At 69.7% G+C, this 16,990-nt stretch carries 15 protein-coding genes; 10 read left to right on the forward strand and 5 right to left on the reverse strand.

What is annotated here, in order from left to right:
- The 3 genes from ACK5KK_RS05080 to ACK5KK_RS05090 all read right to left on the reverse strand — a co-directional run.
- A partial coding sequence (locus ACK5KK_RS05080; protein ID WP_416889006.1) for a hypothetical protein occupies positions 1-793 on the reverse strand: 793 nt, incomplete at its 3' end.
- Between the two features lie 269 nt (positions 794-1,062).
- Positions 1,063-2,667: an SPFH domain-containing protein gene (locus ACK5KK_RS05085; protein WP_416889007.1), complete on the reverse strand. Its 1,605-nt coding sequence runs from the start codon at positions 2,665-2,667 to the stop codon at positions 1,063-1,065.
- A 183-nt stretch (positions 2,668-2,850) separates the two neighbouring features.
- A complete protein-coding gene (locus ACK5KK_RS05090) occupies positions 2,851-3,951 on the reverse strand; it encodes a hypothetical protein (protein ID WP_416889008.1) in 1,101 nt (366 codons plus the stop codon).
- Between ACK5KK_RS05090 and ACK5KK_RS05095 the strand changes: the two genes are divergently transcribed.
- Genes ACK5KK_RS05095 through ACK5KK_RS05115 form a run of 5 tightly spaced genes read left to right on the forward strand, consistent with a single transcriptional unit; the run spans position 3,941 to position 8,592 of the window.
- Positions 3,941-4,786 (forward strand): ABC transporter ATP-binding protein, encoded by an 846-nt coding sequence (locus tag ACK5KK_RS05095; protein WP_416889009.1) that lies wholly within the window; start codon positions 3,941-3,943, stop codon positions 4,784-4,786. The two genes, ACK5KK_RS05090 and ACK5KK_RS05095, sit on opposite strands and share 11 nt — an antisense overlap.
- Positions 4,783-5,826, forward strand: coding sequence for an aliphatic sulfonate ABC transporter substrate-binding protein (locus ACK5KK_RS05100; protein WP_416889010.1), 1,044 nt, complete (start codon positions 4,783-4,785; stop codon positions 5,824-5,826). Before ACK5KK_RS05095 ends, ACK5KK_RS05100 begins: the two co-directional genes overlap by 4 nt.
- The gene (locus ACK5KK_RS05105) at positions 5,823-6,668 is read left to right on the forward strand and encodes an ABC transporter permease (RefSeq protein WP_416889011.1); all 846 of its coding nucleotides are present in this window, start codon (positions 5,823-5,825) and stop codon (positions 6,666-6,668) included. Before ACK5KK_RS05100 ends, ACK5KK_RS05105 begins: the two co-directional genes overlap by 4 nt.
- On the forward strand, positions 6,665-8,002 hold the full coding sequence (locus tag ACK5KK_RS05110) for an O-acetylhomoserine aminocarboxypropyltransferase/cysteine synthase family protein (protein WP_416889012.1): 1,338 nt from the start codon (positions 6,665-6,667) through the stop codon (positions 8,000-8,002). The genes ACK5KK_RS05105 and ACK5KK_RS05110 overlap by 4 nt, the downstream gene beginning before the upstream one ends.
- Complete coding sequence (locus ACK5KK_RS05115) at positions 7,999-8,592, forward strand: CoA-binding protein (RefSeq protein WP_416889013.1); 594 nt, start codon at positions 7,999-8,001, stop codon at positions 8,590-8,592. The genes ACK5KK_RS05110 and ACK5KK_RS05115 overlap by 4 nt, the downstream gene beginning before the upstream one ends.
- A 151-nt stretch (positions 8,593-8,743) precedes the next feature.
- Here ACK5KK_RS05115 and ACK5KK_RS05120 read toward each other — a convergent pair whose 3' ends face one another.
- Positions 8,744-9,220 carry an Lrp/AsnC family transcriptional regulator gene (locus ACK5KK_RS05120; protein WP_416889014.1) on the reverse strand — a complete coding sequence of 159 codons (477 nt, stop codon included), beginning with the start codon at positions 9,218-9,220 and terminating at the stop codon, positions 8,744-8,746.
- Positions 9,221-9,376: 156 nt separating this feature from the next.
- Here ACK5KK_RS05120 and ACK5KK_RS05125 point away from each other — a divergent pair, with 156 nt between their 5' ends.
- The 5 genes from ACK5KK_RS05125 to ACK5KK_RS05145 all read left to right on the forward strand — a co-directional run bounded on the left by ACK5KK_RS05125 (position 9,377) and on the right by ACK5KK_RS05145 (position 15,967).
- The gene (locus ACK5KK_RS05125; protein ID WP_416889015.1) at positions 9,377-11,044 is read left to right on the forward strand and encodes a thiamine pyrophosphate-binding protein; all 1,668 of its coding nucleotides are present in this window, start codon (positions 9,377-9,379) and stop codon (positions 11,042-11,044) included.
- Entirely contained in the window at positions 11,041-12,399 is a 1,359-nt protein-coding gene (locus ACK5KK_RS05130) for an FAD-binding oxidoreductase (protein WP_416889016.1), read from the forward strand. Before ACK5KK_RS05125 ends, ACK5KK_RS05130 begins: the two co-directional genes overlap by 4 nt.
- 23 nt (positions 12,400-12,422) lie before the next feature.
- Positions 12,423-12,896, forward strand: coding sequence for an acyl-CoA thioesterase (locus ACK5KK_RS05135; protein WP_416889017.1), 474 nt, complete (start codon positions 12,423-12,425; stop codon positions 12,894-12,896).
- Positions 12,897-12,938: 42 nt separating this feature from the next.
- Positions 12,939-14,612: a SulP family inorganic anion transporter gene (locus ACK5KK_RS05140; RefSeq protein ID WP_416889018.1), complete on the forward strand. Its 1,674-nt coding sequence runs from the start codon at positions 12,939-12,941 to the stop codon at positions 14,610-14,612.
- A gap of 575 nt (positions 14,613-15,187) precedes the next feature.
- Entirely contained in the window at positions 15,188-15,967 is a 780-nt protein-coding gene (locus tag ACK5KK_RS05145; RefSeq protein ID WP_416889019.1) for an alpha/beta fold hydrolase, read from the forward strand.
- Positions 15,968-16,128: 161 nt separating this feature from the next.
- Here the strand turns inward: ACK5KK_RS05145 and ACK5KK_RS05150 are convergent.
- On the reverse strand, positions 16,129-16,990 hold an 862-nt coding region (locus ACK5KK_RS05150), incomplete at its 5' end, for an ABC transporter substrate-binding protein (protein ID WP_416889020.1).

A 16,990-nucleotide genomic window follows, 5' to 3' on the forward strand; every position in this document is an offset into this window, starting at 1 on the left:
GCAAGAACGTGTGAATGATCGCGAGGGATGAACCCCGCGGACCCTCGCGCACCGTGCCGTCGGCATCGATCCGGTGGGGCAGCAGTCCACTTGTCGGGTCGCGGAGGCGATCCACCTTGTCCAGCCACGGTGTCAGCTGTGTCGTCGGGCGGTCGGCCACGTCGTTCACACGGACCACCGCGGCCATGGCGACCACCGCGTCGCAGGGCCAGTATCCGTCCGGATAGGAGGCGGCGACGCCGGCGGGGCTGGCCACCAGGGCGCCCGCGATCGTATCGGCCTCGGCGAGCAGGTCCGGGGCGACGGTGCCGGTCAGCTCGGCGCGGGTCGCTTTCAGCAGCAGTGACCATCCGCGCAGGAATGTCCCGTGTTCCAGGGCGGGGATCTCACCGAAGACCGCCATAGACTCCGGGCGCTCGATGACGGCGACTGCCGCATCGAGGCGGTCGACGGCCTCGCGTCGGGTGGTCTCGTCATCCGAGGCGAGCGCGAGGTTTCCGCCCGCCAACGCGGTGAGTGCGACCGTGAATATCTCGCCCTCGGGGAACACTGCCTGCATCCGCGGTCCCGCCCCGGAGGCGATCGCGTCGTCGAGGTGGGCGATCTGCGCGTGCACCTGCCGGGGGGTGGTCGGGATCCACGCCTGCACCGCGCAGACCGCGCCGATCACCCCGAGGAGGCCCCAGACGATCAGGGCGATGAGGATGACGCGGTGCACGCCGCGGCGGGCGTGGGGTGGTGCCGGGGCTCGTGCGTCCGTGCCGGGACTCGGCGTGCCCCCGATCGCCGTCACGTCTCACCCGCCCCGTCCGCCGACCTCATCCCGCCGACCTCATCCCGCCGACCTCATCCCGCCGGCCTCATTGTCGTGGTCCCATCGTTGCCGGTCCAACCGTGTGTTCCCTGAGGTCCCCGCGCCGCGGCACGGTGGGGAGCGGATCTGCGCGGAGGAGGGTGTTCGGCCGGTGTCGGTCCTCCGGAGTGCTGTTCTCCTCCGGGGTGCGCGGGGATGCGGGGGTGGCTGACCGTGCGGACCCAGCCGGCCGTGGGGTGCCGAATCCGTCAGGCGGGTTCTGCGTCGGCGTCCGCCACGGCCGGGACGACCACGGCGGCGGGGGCGGACGCCCCCGCGCCAGCCCCATCGGCCCCGCCCCGCGACAAGCCCTGGGCGATGCCCTGACCGAGCGCTTGACCCTGGATCATCGCGGCGAGGTCGATGCCGGTCGCGGCGCTCACGCTGTCGAACACCGACTTCAGCGCCTTGGCGCTGTCGCCACCGACGACGCCGGACGCCCCATCCTCGAAGCTGCCGATGATCGAGACGTTCCCGATCGCGGCATATCCCTTCGAGAACTCCGCCATGATCGACGGCAGCACGTCGAGCACGCGCTGGGAAAGGAAGGCATCCTGGTTCGACGCGATCGCCTTGGCCTCCGCCTCGACGGCGGCGGCGCGGGCCTCGCCCTCGGCGCGGATCGCTTCGGCTTCGGCGCGGGCCCGTTCGCGGCGGGCCTCCGCTTCGGCGACGGCCTGGGCGCGCAGCGCTTCGGCCTCACCGGCCGCTGTGGCGACCGCGGCCGCCGCCTCACCGTCGGCGCGCGCCTTGTCGGCCTGCGCCTGCTGCTCGGCGATGCGGGTGCGCGCCTCGGCGCGTTTGACCTCCTCGATCGCGGCGGCCTCCGCGGACCGCTCGCGGGTGTACAGGTCTGCCTGCGCCCGGGTCTCGGCCTCGTAACGCTGGGCGTCCGCGACGCGCTTGACGTCGGCATCCAACTGGGCCTGTTTGTTCTCGGCCTGCTGCTGCAAGACGGCCTGCTCGGCCTGCGCGCGGGCGAGCTGTTCGGCCTGCTCGGCCTCGGCGCGGGCACGGCCGACGCCGGCGGCGGCGTTGGCGGTGTTGGTGTCGAGGGCGGTCTGTTCGATCAGGTTCGCCTCGTTGTTGGCGATGTTCTTCTGGTTGATCGCGCGGTCGGCGTTGGTCTGCGCGATCTCGGCGGACTGACGTTTGGCCTGGATCTCGGGCGCACCGAGCGACTGGATGTAGCCGACGGCGTCGGTGATGCCCTTGATCTGGAACGAATCGAGGATGAGGCCCTGCTCGGCGAGCTCCTGGGAGACGTCGGCGGCGATCTGGTCGGAGAACTTCTTGCGCTCCCGCATCAACTCGACGACTGACAGGGTGGCGACGATGCCGCGCAGCGCACCCTCGAGCTGCTCCGTCGTGAACTGCTCGATCGCGGAGTCCTGCGACGCGAACCGTTCCGCGGCGCGGCGCACGAACAGCGGGTCGGAGCCGATCTTCACGATCGCCACGCCGTCGACGTTGAGGGTGACGTTGTCCAGCGACTGGGCTTCGGCGTTGAGTGAGACCTGGCGCGAGCGCAGCGAGATGATCTCGTGGCGCTGCGTGATCGGGTTCACGAGCGACTTGCCGTTGACGATCACCGTCACCGGCGACTCGCTCATCTCGGAGTGGCTCGACCCGTCGGCGGCGACGACCGCGCGCTGCACCTTCTGCTTGCGCCCCGAGATCACCAGGGCTTCGTCGGCGCGCGCGACCTTGATCCACGCACGGGCCATCAGCAGACCGATCAGGGCCAGGACGATGAGGACGACGACGGCGATGCCGACCAGAACCAGGATGCCGGCCAATCCGACGAATTCCATGCGAGTGCCTCCCTAACGTGCCGCGACTGCCACGGCGACGTCCCAGATCGACTATGCCAGAGGTCACCACGGGGAGGGACAATCGCCGCCGGCGCCCCGCCCAGGAGACGATCTCGACCGCGGCCGATCACCCTCGCTCGCCCGGGGTCGCTGCGGATACCGTCTCCAAGTGAAAGCTCGGTGTCAGTGGTTTAGCTTTTCGGCTGCAGAGCAGAGGAGGTAGACGCTTTGATTGGTGGCGGTGCTGTTCTGCTCGGGCACGGTGCCAAATGCGACCGGTGAGCCAGTCACGGCGAGCACATCACCAGCGGTTGGGGCAAAGAATGGCCGTGGCGGCAATGCGCAGTAGGCGCGAGCGTTCGGGGTAGTGCCATGCACGGTCCCCGCAACGATGTTGTCGTATTCGCTCCCGAGTATTGCTCTGGCGGCTGCCTCGTCGACGCGGTCAAGGTCGGTCTGTTCAGGTGGAGCGAGCTGGATGATCAGGGTGCCCGAAGGCTGCGTCACCAGCACGACGCCGATGGTGGCGAACGCGGAACCGCTGAGGGTGTGGACCAGACGGGGGACCTCGGAGAGCGCGACGGTGTCGACCTTTCCGACCTCGTCCCAGCCGTGCCACTGTTCGGGGTCGAAGACCTCAAAGTTGCGTGCGACGTAGTGGACAGATTCCTGGTAGCAGGCGGGCGGCCGCGCCCACATCCCGTCATCACAGATCCCGTCGACTGCTTCCTGAACACGCCGGTCCGTTGCTGTGAGCACGGGAATCAAGATCAGGGCAGCGATGATCAGAGCGCCAGCACCGGAGAGCGCACGTCGCCAGACGGCCTGCCGAAGGTACGCGAAACACCCGAGCACTACCAAAACGACGATGGCGATCCAGACCGCCGCCCAGCCTTCCGCGGGCAGGTTCGACACGTCGAGGTGCTGCGTCGCGAGGGTGGGAACAACGACGCCCATCATGAACGGGAGCAGCCACTTTGCTCGCTGCCACCGGTCACCCACACTGACTGACCTGCTGCCGCTCGGGGGCCGTCGCTTGTCCTCGCGCGTGCCGGAGCTACGTCGCCGCGAGGGCGAAACATGACTCTTGCTCCGGTTGCGGCGACCCTTCTTGTTGGTTCGCTTGCGCTTCACACCCGTCTCCCCGTTACGGTTCACTATGCCACTTGCGATGACGGTGAGGATCGGCCGCTCGCGCCCTACGAGCCTCAAGGCACCGGGCCCGTGACGAACGGTTACGGGCGATTTCGGGTGGCATGCGAATGCCGACACGATGGTCAGCATGCCTCCCTCCGCCGCGCCCTCGCACGCCAGCGGGCGCCCCGCCAACGCGCTGCGCCTCACCGGCGTCGGTCGCGCGTTCGCGGGGGAGCGCGGCGCCCGCGACGTGCTCCGTGATGTGAACATCGATCTCATCCCCGGCGAGATCCTCGCGATCGTGGGGGCGTCGGGATGCGGAAAGTCGACCCTCTTGCGCCTCGTCGGCGGGCTCGATATCCCGACGCGCGGCAGCATCCTCATCGACGGCACCGGTGTGACCGACACCGACGAGCGCACCGCCACCGCGGTCCAGGAGCCGCGGCTGCTGCCGTGGCGCACCCTCGCCGAGAACGTCGAGATCGGCCTGCCGCGCGGCACCGGCCGCCGCGCCGCGAAGCAGCGCGTCGCTGAACTGCTGCACCTGGTCGGACTCGATCACGCCGCCGACCAGCGGCCCCGCGAGGTCTCGGGGGGTATGGCGCAGCGGACATCCCTCGCTCGCGCCTTAGCACGCGACCCTGGTGTGTTGCTGCTGGACGAGCCGTTCGGCGCGCTCGACGCCCTGACCCGGTTGCGCATGCAGGACCTGCTGCTCGACATCCACACCGCCCAGCCGACCACGATCGTCCTGGTCACACACGACGTCGAAGAAGCCCTCTTCCTCGCCGACCGCGTGATCCTGCTGCGCCCGATCGCCAACTCCGGCGCCGGGTCGATCGCCCGCGAGATCACCGTGCCCGGCCACCAGCCCCGCGACCGCGCCGACCGGCGCCTCGCGGACCTCCGCGCCGACCTTCTCGAAGGTCTCGGCGTCGACACCCACCACCACCAACACCACCAGAAAGAAAAGAGCCGATGAGCGCCATCCTTCGCCGCCTTGTCCCCGTGACCGCGATTGCCGGCGCCATGATGCTCGCCGCCACCGGCTGCCTCGCCGGTGAGTCGACCAGCGCAGCCGCACCCTCGTCGAACGGCGACAGTGACAGCACCTGGTCGGCCGACACCCTCACCGTCGACTTCGCCACCTACAACCCGCTGAGCCTCATCATCCGAGACCAGGGCCTGATCGAGGAGGCACTCGGCGACGATGTCACCGTGGAGTGGGTGCAGTCGGCCGGATCGAACAAGGCCAACGAACTGCTTCGCTCGGGCTCCGCCGACATTGCCTCCACCGCCGGATCGGCCGCGCTGCTGGCCCGCGCCAACGGGTCGCCCATCCAGGTCATCGACATTTACTCCCAGCCGGAGTGGTCGGCGATCGTCGTCGGAGGTGACAGTGACATCACCTCGGTCGAAGACTTGCGCGGAAAGTCGGTCGCGGCGACCAAGGGCACCGACCCGTACTTCTTCCTGTTGCAAGCGCTCGACACCGCCGACATCGGGCTCGACGAGGTCGAGGTGCAGAACCTGCAGCACGCCGACGGCCGCGCCGCGCTCGACGGCGGATCGGTGGATGCCTGGGCGGGGCTCGATCCGATCATGGCAGCCGCCGAGGTCGAGTCGGGCGACCAGCTCATCTACCGCAACGTCGACTTCAACACCTACGGGTTCCTCAACGCCACCGAGGACTTCATCGCCCAGCATCCCGACCTGGTGCAGGTCGTCGTCGACGCGTACGAGCAGGCCCGCACGTGGGCGCTGGACCACCCCGACGAGACGGCGGCGCTGCTGGCGGAGGTTGCCGGCATCGACCTCGACGTGGCGACCACCGTCATCGCGGAGCGCTCCAACCTCGACGTCAGCGGTGTCCCCGGCGACGACCAGATCGCCGTCCTCACCCGCATCCTGCCGGTGATCGCCGACTCCGGCGACGTCAGCGGCGGCGAGGAGGCCCTCAACGCCGCGCTGGAGACCATCGTCAACGACACGTTCGCCGCCCAGGCGGTGAACGGTCAGTGACCGTGGTCGCCCCGCCGGAACCCGATGCCACGGGATCCGTCGACCCGACCGCGCCGGATGCCGCCTACGCTCCGGCGCGGTCGTGGTGGGGCCGCCCGGGGGTGCGGATCGCGGGTGGACTGCTGCTTCCGCTGGCGATCCTGGCGGCGTGGCAGGCCGTCACCGTCACCGGAATCGTTCCCGCCTATCGACTGCCCACCCCCGGCTCCGTGGTCGCCGCCGCCGGCGAGCTCGCCGCCAACGGCCAGCTCGCGAACCACATCGCCATCTCGCTGCAGCGGGTGCTGGTCGGGTTCGCGGTCGGCTCGGTCATCGGTCTCGCGATCGCCGCGATCGTCGGTCTGTCGCGGCTGGGCGACGTGCTGCTGAGCCCCACCCTGGCGGCGCTGCGGGCGGTGCCGTCGCTGGCGTGGGTGCCGCTGCTGATCCTGTGGTTGCAGATCGGCGAAGAGTCCAAGGTCACCCTCATCGCGATCGGGGCGTTCTTCCCCGTCTACACGACCGTCGCCGCCGCCCTCCGGCACGTCGACCCGCACCTCATCGAGGCGGGGCGCTCGTTCAGCCTGCGCGGCTGGTCGCTGCTGCGCACCGTGCAGTTGCCCGCCGTCATGCCGTCGGTGGTATCGGGTCTACGGCTCGCCCTGGCCCAGTCGTGGCTGTTCCTGGTGGCCGCCGAACTCATCGCGTCGTCGATGGGCCTAGGGTTCTTGCTGAACGACTCGCAGAACAGCGGACGCGTCGACCGCATCCTGCTGGCGATCGTGCTGCTGGCCCTGCTGGGCACGCTGACCAACGCGCTGCTGGCGCTGGTGGAGAAATACCTGCTGAAGAGGTGGACATGACCGACGACCACGTGTTCGGGTTCCGCACCCGGGCTCTGCACGCCGGGGGCACCCCCGACGCGGCGACCGGTGCCCGGGCGGTGCCGATCTATCAGACCTCGTCGTTCGTGTTCGAGGATGCCGCCGACGCCGCCAACCTGTTCGCGCTGCAGAAGTACGGCAACATCTACTCCCGCATCTCCAACCCCACCGTCGCTGCGCTGGAAGAAAGACTCGCGTCGCTCGAGGGCGGCATCGGGGCGGTGGCCACGGCATCGGGGATGAGCGCCGAGTTCATCACATTCGCCGCGCTGGTCGGCGCCGGCGACCACGTCGTCGCGTCGGCGCAGCTCTACGGCGGCACCGTCACCCAGCTCGACGTGACCCTGCGCCGCTTCGGGGTGGAGACGACCTTCGTCGCCTCGGACGACCCGGCCGACTACGCCGCCGCGATCCGGCCGGAGACCAAGGTGGTCTATGTCGAGATGATCGGCAACCCCGGCGGTGAGATCGCCGACATCGCGGGGCTGGCCGAGGTGGCGCACACCGCCGGCATCCCGCTCGTGGTCGATTCCACCCTCGCCACGCCCTATCTGGCGCGGCCGTTGGAGCACGGTGCCGACATCGTCATCCACTCGGTGACGAAGTTTCTCGGCGGGCACGGTACGACCCTCGGCGGCGTCGTAATCGAGAAGGGTGCATTCGACTGGGGCAACGGAAAGTTCCCGCAGATGACCGAGCCGGTACCGTCGTACGGCGGGATCAGCTGGTGGGGGAACTTCGGCGAGTACGGGTTTCTCACCAAGCTCCGCTCGGAGCAGTTGCGTGACATCGGGCCCGCGCTCAGTCCGCAGTCGGCGTTTCAGCTGCTGCAGGGCATCGAGACGCTGCCGCAGCGCATCGACGCGCACCTGGCCGGTGCCGCTGCCGTCGCACGGTGGCTGGATGCCGACCCGCGTGTGTCGTTCGTGACCTGGGCGGGCCTGGACGCGCACCCGCACCGCGCGCGGGTGCAGCGGTACCTGCCGCTGGGCCCCGGGTCGGTGTTCGCGTTCGGGGTCGCGCCGTCGGGCACGTTCGCGTCCGACGCCGAACGGCTGGCGGCGGCGCGGGCGACGGGGGAACGGTTCATCGAGTCGCTGCAGCTCGCGTCGCACCTCGCGAACGTCGGTGACGCGCGGACCCTGGTGATCCACCCGGCATCCACGACCCACCAGCAGCTGACCGCCGAGCAGTTGGCCGCCGCGGGCGCGCCGGCCGACCTCATCCGCATCTCGGTGGGGCTGGAAGACATCGACGACATCCTGTGGGACCTGGACCAGGCTCTCACCGCGGCGACGGGAGAGACCCGATGAGCGAGACCGACAGTCCGGCTGAGCCCGCGGAGGGCTTCGGGGTATCGTGCGCCGTTCCGCCGCCGCCGGTGGCGTGCGCGCTGCCGGGTGCCGCGGCATCCGTTGATCGCACGTGGCAGGGTCCCGGCGCCCAGGAACGTCACGAGATCCTGCGGCGCACCCGATCGATCGCGATCGTGGGGGCCAGCGACAACCCCGCCCGGGCGAGTTACTTCGTGGCGACGTATCTGCGTTCGAGCGCGCCGTACGACGTGTACTACGTGAACCCGCGCGTGGAGCGGGTACTGGGGCAGCCGGCGTACCGGTCGCTGGCGGACCTGCCCGTCGTGCCCGACCTGGTGGATGTGTTCCGTCGTCACGAGGACCTGCCCGCCGTCGCCGACGAGGCGATCGCGGCCGGCGCGCAGACGCTGTGGCTGCAGCTCGGGCTGTGGCACGAGGGTGCCGCCCGCACCGCCCAGGCCGCCGGGTTGTCGGTCGTGATGGACCGCTGCGTGAAGATCGAGCACGCGCGGTTCCACGGCGGTCTGCGTCTGGCCGGCTTCGACACCGGCGTCATCAGCTCCAAGCGCCAGCTCCTCGGCCGCTGACAGCGCCCGTCCCGCGACCCCGTCCCGCCGTTCCGGCGTCCCGCGAGACGGCAGGCGCGCTATCGAGATCGCGCGGAATCCGGACGGTTTCGACACGGCCGCTGTCGTCTCGCGGGGAATCGGGCGCGGGGACCGGTGGCGGGGTCGGGAGTCAGGACGGGGGACGAGCGGCGGCGCGGGCCAGCGGCGTCGCGCGGTAGGCGATCTCGGTGCCGAGCACGATCGTGGTGGTGGTACGGAGGATCGCGGGCAACCCCGCGATCCGGTCCACGACCCGCTGCAGATCGACGTTGCTGCGGGCTACGGCGCGGATCCACAGGTCGGCCTCCCCGGTCACGGTGTGAACTTCGAGAACCTCGGGCACGTCGGTCAGCGAGCCCATGACGCCCTCCTGCCGCGCCGACTGCGTGATCTCGGCGAGCACGAACGCCGTCACCGGGAAGCCCAGCGCCGCCGTATCCACCGTGGGAGCGAAGTCGCGGATGACGCCGCGCGCGAGCATACGGTCCAGACGTGACTGCACCGTGCCGCGGGCGACGCCGAGCCGCCGCGCAAGCTCGTACACCCCGATGCGGGGAACGTCCGTCATCAGCGTGATGATCGCGGCATCCAGTTCGTCGACGCTCATGGCAGCAGTCTGTGTGATCGGTGGGCGATCCGTCCAGTGAAAAGCGGAGACAAACACCAGATACTATACAAATCACTCAGCCAATCGCTCGCCTGTGGTGCAAATAGACCCTTCAATGCACAATATCGGGATACCCCCGCCGTCGAGAGGATGCCCGTGACCACCGTCTCCGCCGCCATTGCCGACGCTCTGTCCCGCGAGATCACCGAGGTGTTCGGCCTCATGGGCAACGGCAACGCCCGGTTTCTCGACGCGATCGAGCGCCTCCCTGGAATGACCTTCACCGCGGTGCGCCACGAGGCCGCCGCCGTGGTCGCCGCCGACGCGTACCACCGAACCAGCGGCGGGCTGGCGGTGGCGACCACCACGTACGGCGCCGGGTTCACCAACACGCTGACGCCGCTCGCCGAGGCGGTTCAGGCGCGCATTCCGCTGCTGCTGGTCGTCGGCGACGAGCCGTCGACCGGCGCGCGCCCCTGGGACATCGACCAGACCGGCATCGCGACGCTGCTGGGCGTGCCGACCGTGGTGGCGACCGCCGCGGATGCCGCGGATACCGCGCACGCCGCCGTCCGCCGCGCCCTCACCGAACGGCGCCCGGTTGCGATCGCGATCCCGTACGACCTCGCGAACGCACCCGCCCCGCACGACGCCCGGCCCCCCGCACCTCACTCGTCCGAGACCCCGGACCCGGCGCTCCTGGCCCCGGTCGTGACGGCCCTCGCCGGCGCGCAGCGCCCGTTCCTGCTGGCGGGGCGCGGCGCCTGGCTCGCAGACGCCGGGCACGCGCTAGGCGAACTGGCGGCGGCGACCGGTGCCGTGACGGCATCGACGGCTCTGGCGCGCGGCATCTTCCCCGACCGGCGATTCGACCTGGGGGTCACCGGCGGCTTCGGGGCCGACGGCGCGATGGAGCTGGTGCGCACCGCGGATGTCGCCGTGGTCTTCGGCGCGGCCCTGAATCAGTTCACGATGCGGTTCGGCGATCTGTTCGCCCCCGAGACGACGGTCATTCAGATCGACACCGTTCCGGCGGCGACAAACCCGAGGGTCGACCTTTTCGTCCGTGCGGACGCGGCCGCCGCAGCTGCCGCCGTGGTGGCAGCGCTCGGGGACGAGTCGGGTTCGCGCTGGCGCGAGCGGATCGACGTCGCGGCGCTGCGCGCATACGACGACGGTCACGGCGTGGCCGCCGACGGCCGGCTCGACCCGCGCTCGGTCGCGATCCGCATCGGCGAGCTGCTGCCCGACGACCGCGTCGTCGTCTCTGACGGTGGACACTTCGTCGGGTGGGCCAACATGTACTGGCCGATTGCGTCGCCGGATCGGATGGCGATGGTCGGCACCGCGTTCCAGTCGATCGGTCTCGGCATCCCCTCGATGGTGGGCGCGGCCCGGGCCAAGCCCGATGCGACGGTCGTGCTCACTTCCGGCGACGGTGGCGCGCTGATGGCGTTGGCCGACCTGGAGTCGGCCATCCGTGTGGCGGGTGGACGCGGTCTGGCGTTCATCTGGAACGACGCCGCCTACAGTGCCGAGGTCTCGCTCTACGGGGCGATGGGTCTGGCCGAGGGGCCCATGCTCATCCCCGAGGTGGATTTCGCCGGGGTGGCGCGGGCGCTCGGAGCCGACGGCCTCATCGTCCGCGACCTCGCAGATCTCGACGCGCTCGCCGCCTGGGCGCGTCGCGACGCGGCCGACCGGCCGTTCCTGCTGGTGGACCTGCGGGTGTCGGGGACGGTCGTCGCGCCGTACCAACGTGAGATCATGCGGGTGAACGGTGTCGACGTCGACACCGACGAACCTGTGGAGGCCCACCGATGACACTGACCGCCGACGCGCTCACCGAACTCACCGACGCCCTGCCGGGGCGGGTGCTCCGCGATCCCACCGAGATGGCGCCGTTCGCGGTCGACACGTCCCGCGAACAGCTCGCCGGAGACCCGGCTGCGGTGGTGCTGGCCGAGTCCACCGACGACGTGTCGGCCGCGCTGGCCTGGGCGCACCGGCACGGCGTGAAGGTGTCGGTCCGCGGCGCGGGGTCGGGTCTGTGCGGCGGGGCGATGGCCTACCCGGGCGGTCTGGTCGTGTCGCTGGAGCGGATGAACCGCATCCTGCACATCGATGTCGACAACCGTCTCGCCGATGTGCAGGCCGGTGTGATCACCTCCGATCTCGACGACGCGGCGCACGAACACGGTCTGTTCTTCGCGCCCGACCCGGCGAGCGTGCGCATCTCGACGGTGGGCGGCAACATCGCCACCAACGCGGGCGGGTTGCGCTGCGTCGCCCACGGTGTCACGTCGGATGCCGTCGCCGCCCTCAAGGTCGTCCTCGCCGACGGCCGGGTGATCCGCACCGGTGGACGCACCCGCAAGAACGTCACCGGCTACGATCTGACCAGCCTGTTCGTGGGGTCGGAGGGCACGCTCGGGGTGATCACGTCGGCGACGGTGCGATTGAAGCCGGTGCCGCCGGGGGAGCCGGTCACGTTCCACGCGATGTTCGACGACATCGGCGCGGCGGGTCGCGCCGTGATCGACATCGTCTCGAGCCCGTACCCGCCGGAGGTGCTGGAGCTGCTCGACACCATGAGCGTCGAGATCATCGAGCGCTACCAGCACACGGGGCTGCCGATTCCGAACGCGGCGCTGCTGGTGGGCCAGACGGTCGGCCACGACGCACCGCGGATCGCGGAGGGCATCGTGGGCATCTGCCGCGCTGCGGGGGCGACGGATGCCGGATTCTCCGCATCCGACGCCATGATCGAGGCGCGCCGGCTGGCCAACCCGGCCCTGAACGCGCAGGGCCTGCGGGTCTCGTGCGACGTCGGGGTGCCGGTCAGCGAGCTCGCCACGATCTTCGCCGGGATGGACGAGATCGCGCAGCGTCACGGCCGGCGGATCGCATCGGTCGCGCACGCCGGCGACGGCAACCTCCATTCGACGGTCGAGGCCGGCGAGACGCCGGACGAGTACCGGGCCGCCGAAGCGGTGATCGATGACATCACCCGCTTGGCGTTGTCGCTGGGCGGCACCATCACCGGCGAGCACGGCATCGGCTCCACCAAGCACCACGAACTGTCGTGGCAGCTGGATGAGAACACCCGCGCGGCGCAGCTGGCGATCAAGGCGGCGCTCGACCCGACCGGCATCCTCACGCCCGACCGCGCCGTCTGAGCGCTGCTCGGTACGCTCGGAGCATGCCGAGCAGCAGCGACGACGAGCGGGACCGGTCCGACGAGAGCGTCAACTTCCACACCCGGAAGTGGGTCAAACCGGAGGATCTGAACGCGAACGGCACGTTGTTCGGTGGCAGTCTGCTGCGGTGGATCGACGAAGAAGCGGCGATCTACGCGATCATCCAGTTGGGCAACCACCGCGTGGTCACCAAGTTGATCTCGGAGATCAACTTCGAGGCGTCGGCGCTGCAGGGCGACCTCATCGAGATGGGCCTGACGGCCGTCCACTTCGGGCGCACGTCGCTCACGATGCGTGCCGTGGTACGCAACATGATCACGCGTCAGCGCATTCTCACGATCGAGCGGATCGTGTTCGTCAGCCTCGGCGGCGACGGGATCCCGGCCCCGCACGGTTTCACCTCGATCACGTACGACCGCGATCGGATGCCGCGCGAGCACCCCGGTACCGGTTCGATCGGCCTCCCCGGTCGATAGCCCGGGACGACGCGGATTCTCCGCACCGCTATGGTCGGAGCCATGTCGAGTTCGCGGTCCCGTGGGCGTCTGGGCCGGCCCACCGTGCGTGACGCCGTCTCGGGGTTCGTGACGGGTCTGTTCTCGATTCCGGAGGGGATGGCGTACGCCACGCTCGGGGGTTTCTCGGCGCCGCTCGGACTGTGGTCGGGCGTGGTCCCCACCATTGTGGGGTCGGTGCTGGCGCGCACGGTCCTCATGATCACGACCCTCACCAGCGCGATCGCGCTCACCGGTGCCAGCGTGCTGCGGGCGGCGGGGTACGAGGCCGACGATGTCGGGGCGATCGCGACCATGACGGTCATGGTGGGGATCGTGATGCTGCTGCTGGGTCTGCTGCGGATGGGCTCGGTGATGGCGTTCGTCTCGACGGCGGTCATGACGGGGTTCACCACCGGTATCGCCGTGCAGATCGTCGCGGGGGTCATCGACGACGCGACCGGGTACCAGCCGACCGCGCACGACACGGTGGGCAAGATCGTGCAGGCGGCTGCCCATGTCGGATCGTGGAACCCGGCCACTGTCGCGGTCGCTGGCGCGACGGTCGCGGTGTGGGCGGTGTTCCGGTTCATCAGGCGGCTCGCTTCGATGGCGACTCTCATCGCGTTGCTCGGGGTGACGATTGCGACCGTGCTGATCGGGGTGAGGGTGCCGCTGGTGTCGTCGATCGCGACCATCCCGAATGCGCTGCCGCCGATCACGGTGCCCGACCCCGCCGACCTGCCGCACCTGGCCGTGGGCGCGGTCGCGATCAGCCTGGTCGCCCTCGCGCAGGCGGCGGGGATCGGTTCCACCGTGCCCAACCCCGACGGCTCGCGCTCGGACTCGTCGGCGGACTTCGTCGCTCAGGGGGCGGCCAACCTCGCGGGAGGGCTGTTCGGAGCCCTCCCCACCGGGGGGTCGATGTCGCGCACCGGCGTGTCGACCAGTGCCGGGGCTCGGACGCGCTGGGCGGGCATCTTCGCCGGGGTGTGGCTGGCGGTGATCATCCTGGTGGCCGGACCGCTTGCCGGCTACATCCCGATGGCGGTGATCGGTGGCCTGTTGATCGTCATCGGCGGCGAGTTGGTCGTCGGCAGGTGGCGCGACATCGTGCTGGTCGCGCGCACGTCGTGGTTGTCGCTGTTGGGACTGCTGGCCACGTTCGCCGCCACGACCTGTCTGCCGTTGCAGCAGTCGATCTTCCTCGGCGCGGGCCTGTCCATTCTGGTCACCGCCTACCAGATCCAGCGTCAGGAGCGGGTCGTCGAGCTCACGCCCACCGGCGATGGCGGGTGGACGGTGGGTCGGCCGCCGGCGAGGCTGCCGAGCGGGCGCACGACCGTGCTGCACAACACTGGCATCGGGTTCTTCGCCGAGGTGCCGCGTTTCGAAGCAGCCCTTCCGGAGACCGGCGCCGCGCACGATGCGGCTGTCGTGCTGTCGGTGGTCGGTGCCGAGGCGGTCCCGTCTGCCACCGTACTCACGGCGGTGGAGCAGCTGGCGCTCCGGCTGCGCGAGCGCGGCATCCCGTTCGTCATCTGCGGCGTGAGCGAAAAGGTGTACGCGCGGCTGGTGCAGACCAAGGCACTCGATGTCATCGGCCGTGACAACGTGATCGCCGCGACCGCTGAGTTCGGCGAGGCGCTGGAGCGCGGCTATCAGCGTGCCGAGACACTTCGTACGTCGGGTGTCTGACCGCTGACGCGACGCGCTACAGGGGTCGCACTGTGGCGGTGGGAGCGCTATGGTGACAGGGGCCACCACGGAGCGGGCACTCCAGTTTTCCTGGTCGACGGACCTCGCGGGACCCGCAGTTGGCGGGTAGTCCGATCGTGAGGGAGGGGCAATGGGTAGTTCTCCCCATCGCGTCGCGTCGAGGGATTGTCTACCGTGGAGGCATATGGGGACACCGGGGATGTAAAGCTGGTGGGGAGCTAGACGGGAAAGTGCGGCGTTCCGTGTAACGGGGGGTGCACCCGGAGGGTTCTGAGAGATCGTTAGGACTGTTGGGGACGACTAAGTGCGTCATCCTGGCGATTTTCGGACCCTCGCGCGGACATGACACGCACGAGTACCGATCTGGCTCCTCACCGCCAAGCGTCGAAACGGGTCTCGTTCCGGAATCTCCGGCGCGAGGCCCGTTTTTCTTTGATCGCTCACCCCGGATGCCGTCATCTGCGCCGCCACTTGCTGTTCGCTTGCGGGTGGTGAACGCTGGAGGTATCGACGCCAGGCACGACCGTACGCCGGGCAGAACCACGGAGGCACCTATGACCGAGCCCACGCGCGGCACTTTCGATGCAGACGACCGGGCGATCCCGTATGCGGATGCGGGCGACGGCCCCACGTTGGTCCTGCTTCCGGGCGGAAGCTTGAACATCACCTACCTGGCCTCGTTGGCGAGTGCTCTGGTCGAGGAGCACTTCCGGGTGGTGCGGATCGGTTCCCGGCGCCCCTCGAAAGACGCGACATCGACGATCACGATGCACGACCTCGCGCAGGATGTGGTCGACGTGATGGACCATCTCGGTATCGAGCACTCGTGGGTCGGGGGGCACGCGTTCGGCAACCGCGTCGCGCGGGCGATCGGCCTGGACCACACCGATCGAGTCAACGGCATCCTGCTGTTGGCGGCGGGCGGCACGGTGCAGCCGTCGGGGAAGGCGAAGGACGCGCTCAAGACGGTGTTCTCGAGCCCGACCGACCAGCAGGTGATGGATGCGATGCCGTACCTGGTCGGCAACACCGACCCCGACCACGCGTGGAAGATCGTGAAGCCGTCGTTGGAGCCCGAGCTGGGTCCGATGCAGGCCGCGGCCGTCGCGAACACTCCGGCACAGGAGTGGGCGGCGCTGCCGCCGGGGGTGCCGGTGCTCATCCTGCAGTCCAGCGATGATCAGATCGCGCCGGGCGCCAATGGTGAGCAGTTGAAGGAGTCGGCGCCCGACCAGGTCAGCCTGGTTACGATCGACGGTGGTGGGCATCTGTTCGCGGCGACCAAGCCGGGCGAGACGGCGGCGGCGATCGAGGACTACCTGGACTGGGACTGATCCCCGCCCCACCTCAGCATGGCCGGGTCGCCGTCCCCGCGCCCCACGCCCCGCGCCCCACGAGACTTCACATATGTCGGCGAAAACGCTCGTATTGTGTACATTCGTGAAGTCTCGCGGGACAGGCAGTCGGGACAGGCTCGCGGGGCAGGTGGGCGGGGTCAGGAGACGGGCTTGGTGTATTGCGTGATGAGCAAGCGCTCCAACGGGTCGTTGACCACGTCGGTCATCGTGCCCAGGTCGCCACGGATGACGCGCTCGTGCACAAGTGGGATCGTGGCGTCGGCCTGGAGGATCGCTGCTTCGGCATCCATCGTCGCCTGCTGCCGCTGCGGGCCCGGTTCGAAGGCGAGTCCGGCATTGAGGAGCGCATCGATGGTCGGGTCGCACAGCTGTGAGATGTTGTAGCCGCCGTCGCAGCCGAAGTCCTGCGTCAGCGCCGACAGCGGGTCACCGGTGTCGAGCATGATGTTGCGCGAGACGATCACCGCGTCGAAGGCACCCGAGAGCATGTCCGTCTCCATGTGCGCGTACTCGCGGACATCCTGCGTCACGACGAAGCCGGCCGCTTCGAGTTGTGCCTCCAGCAGGACGGCGATCTCGGGGTTCTCGGCGCGGTCGGTGTAGGTCGCCAGGGTGTTCTCGACGCCCTCGCCGGATGCCGCGGCCGTGCTCGAAGCGACATCGCCGCGCAACTCGGCCGCCCAGGGCACCGCCGGGCCCAGCAGGCCGACGGCCGGATCGGCGTGACCCTCATAGATGCCGTCGGTGATCGACGACGGATCGACCGCTGCACGTGCGGCCGCCCGCATGGCCGGGTCGGCGAACGGGCCCGACTCCGTGTTCAGCGACAGGTGGGTCGTGCGGGGCATGAACACCTCTTCGAGCATGTCCTCGTCGAGCAGGCCGATCTGCGAGATCGGGATCGTCTCTGCGACGTCGACCTCGGATGCCCGCAGGGCCGCCGCCCGTGCGGTGCCGTCGGGCACGAACGACGCGTCGATCCCCGCGACCAGCGCCGCG

Origin of the sequence: Microbacterium sp. (assembly GCF_047972865.1) — a bacterium.
GTDB lineage: Bacteria > Actinomycetota > Actinomycetes > Actinomycetales > Microbacteriaceae > Microbacterium.

Excerpts from the sequence above, each read along its gene's own strand:
- ACK5KK_RS05085 (WP_416889007.1), bottom strand. The coding sequence starts at position 2,667 with ATGGAATTCGTCGGATTGGCCGGCATCCTGGTTCTGGTCGGCATCGCC.
- ACK5KK_RS05095 (WP_416889009.1), top strand. The coding sequence starts at position 3,941 with ATGGTCAGCATGCCTCCCTCCGCCGCGCCCTCGCACGCCAGCGGGCGC.
- ACK5KK_RS05090 (WP_416889008.1), bottom strand. The coding sequence starts at position 3,951 with ATGCTGACCATCGTGTCGGCATTCGCATGCCACCCGAAATCGCCCGTA.
- ACK5KK_RS05100 (WP_416889010.1), top strand. The coding sequence starts at position 4,783 with ATGAGCGCCATCCTTCGCCGCCTTGTCCCCGTGACCGCGATTGCCGGC.
- ACK5KK_RS05110 (WP_416889012.1), top strand. The coding sequence starts at position 6,665 with ATGACCGACGACCACGTGTTCGGGTTCCGCACCCGGGCTCTGCACGCC.
- ACK5KK_RS05115 (WP_416889013.1), top strand. The coding sequence starts at position 7,999 with ATGAGCGAGACCGACAGTCCGGCTGAGCCCGCGGAGGGCTTCGGGGTA.
- ACK5KK_RS05120 (WP_416889014.1), bottom strand. The coding sequence starts at position 9,220 with ATGAGCGTCGACGAACTGGATGCCGCGATCATCACGCTGATGACGGAC.
- ACK5KK_RS05130 (WP_416889016.1), top strand. The coding sequence starts at position 11,041 with ATGACACTGACCGCCGACGCGCTCACCGAACTCACCGACGCCCTGCCG.
- ACK5KK_RS05135 (WP_416889017.1), top strand. The coding sequence starts at position 12,423 with ATGCCGAGCAGCAGCGACGACGAGCGGGACCGGTCCGACGAGAGCGTC.
- ACK5KK_RS05140 (WP_416889018.1), top strand. The coding sequence starts at position 12,939 with ATGTCGAGTTCGCGGTCCCGTGGGCGTCTGGGCCGGCCCACCGTGCGT.
- ACK5KK_RS05145 (WP_416889019.1), top strand. The coding sequence starts at position 15,188 with ATGACCGAGCCCACGCGCGGCACTTTCGATGCAGACGACCGGGCGATC.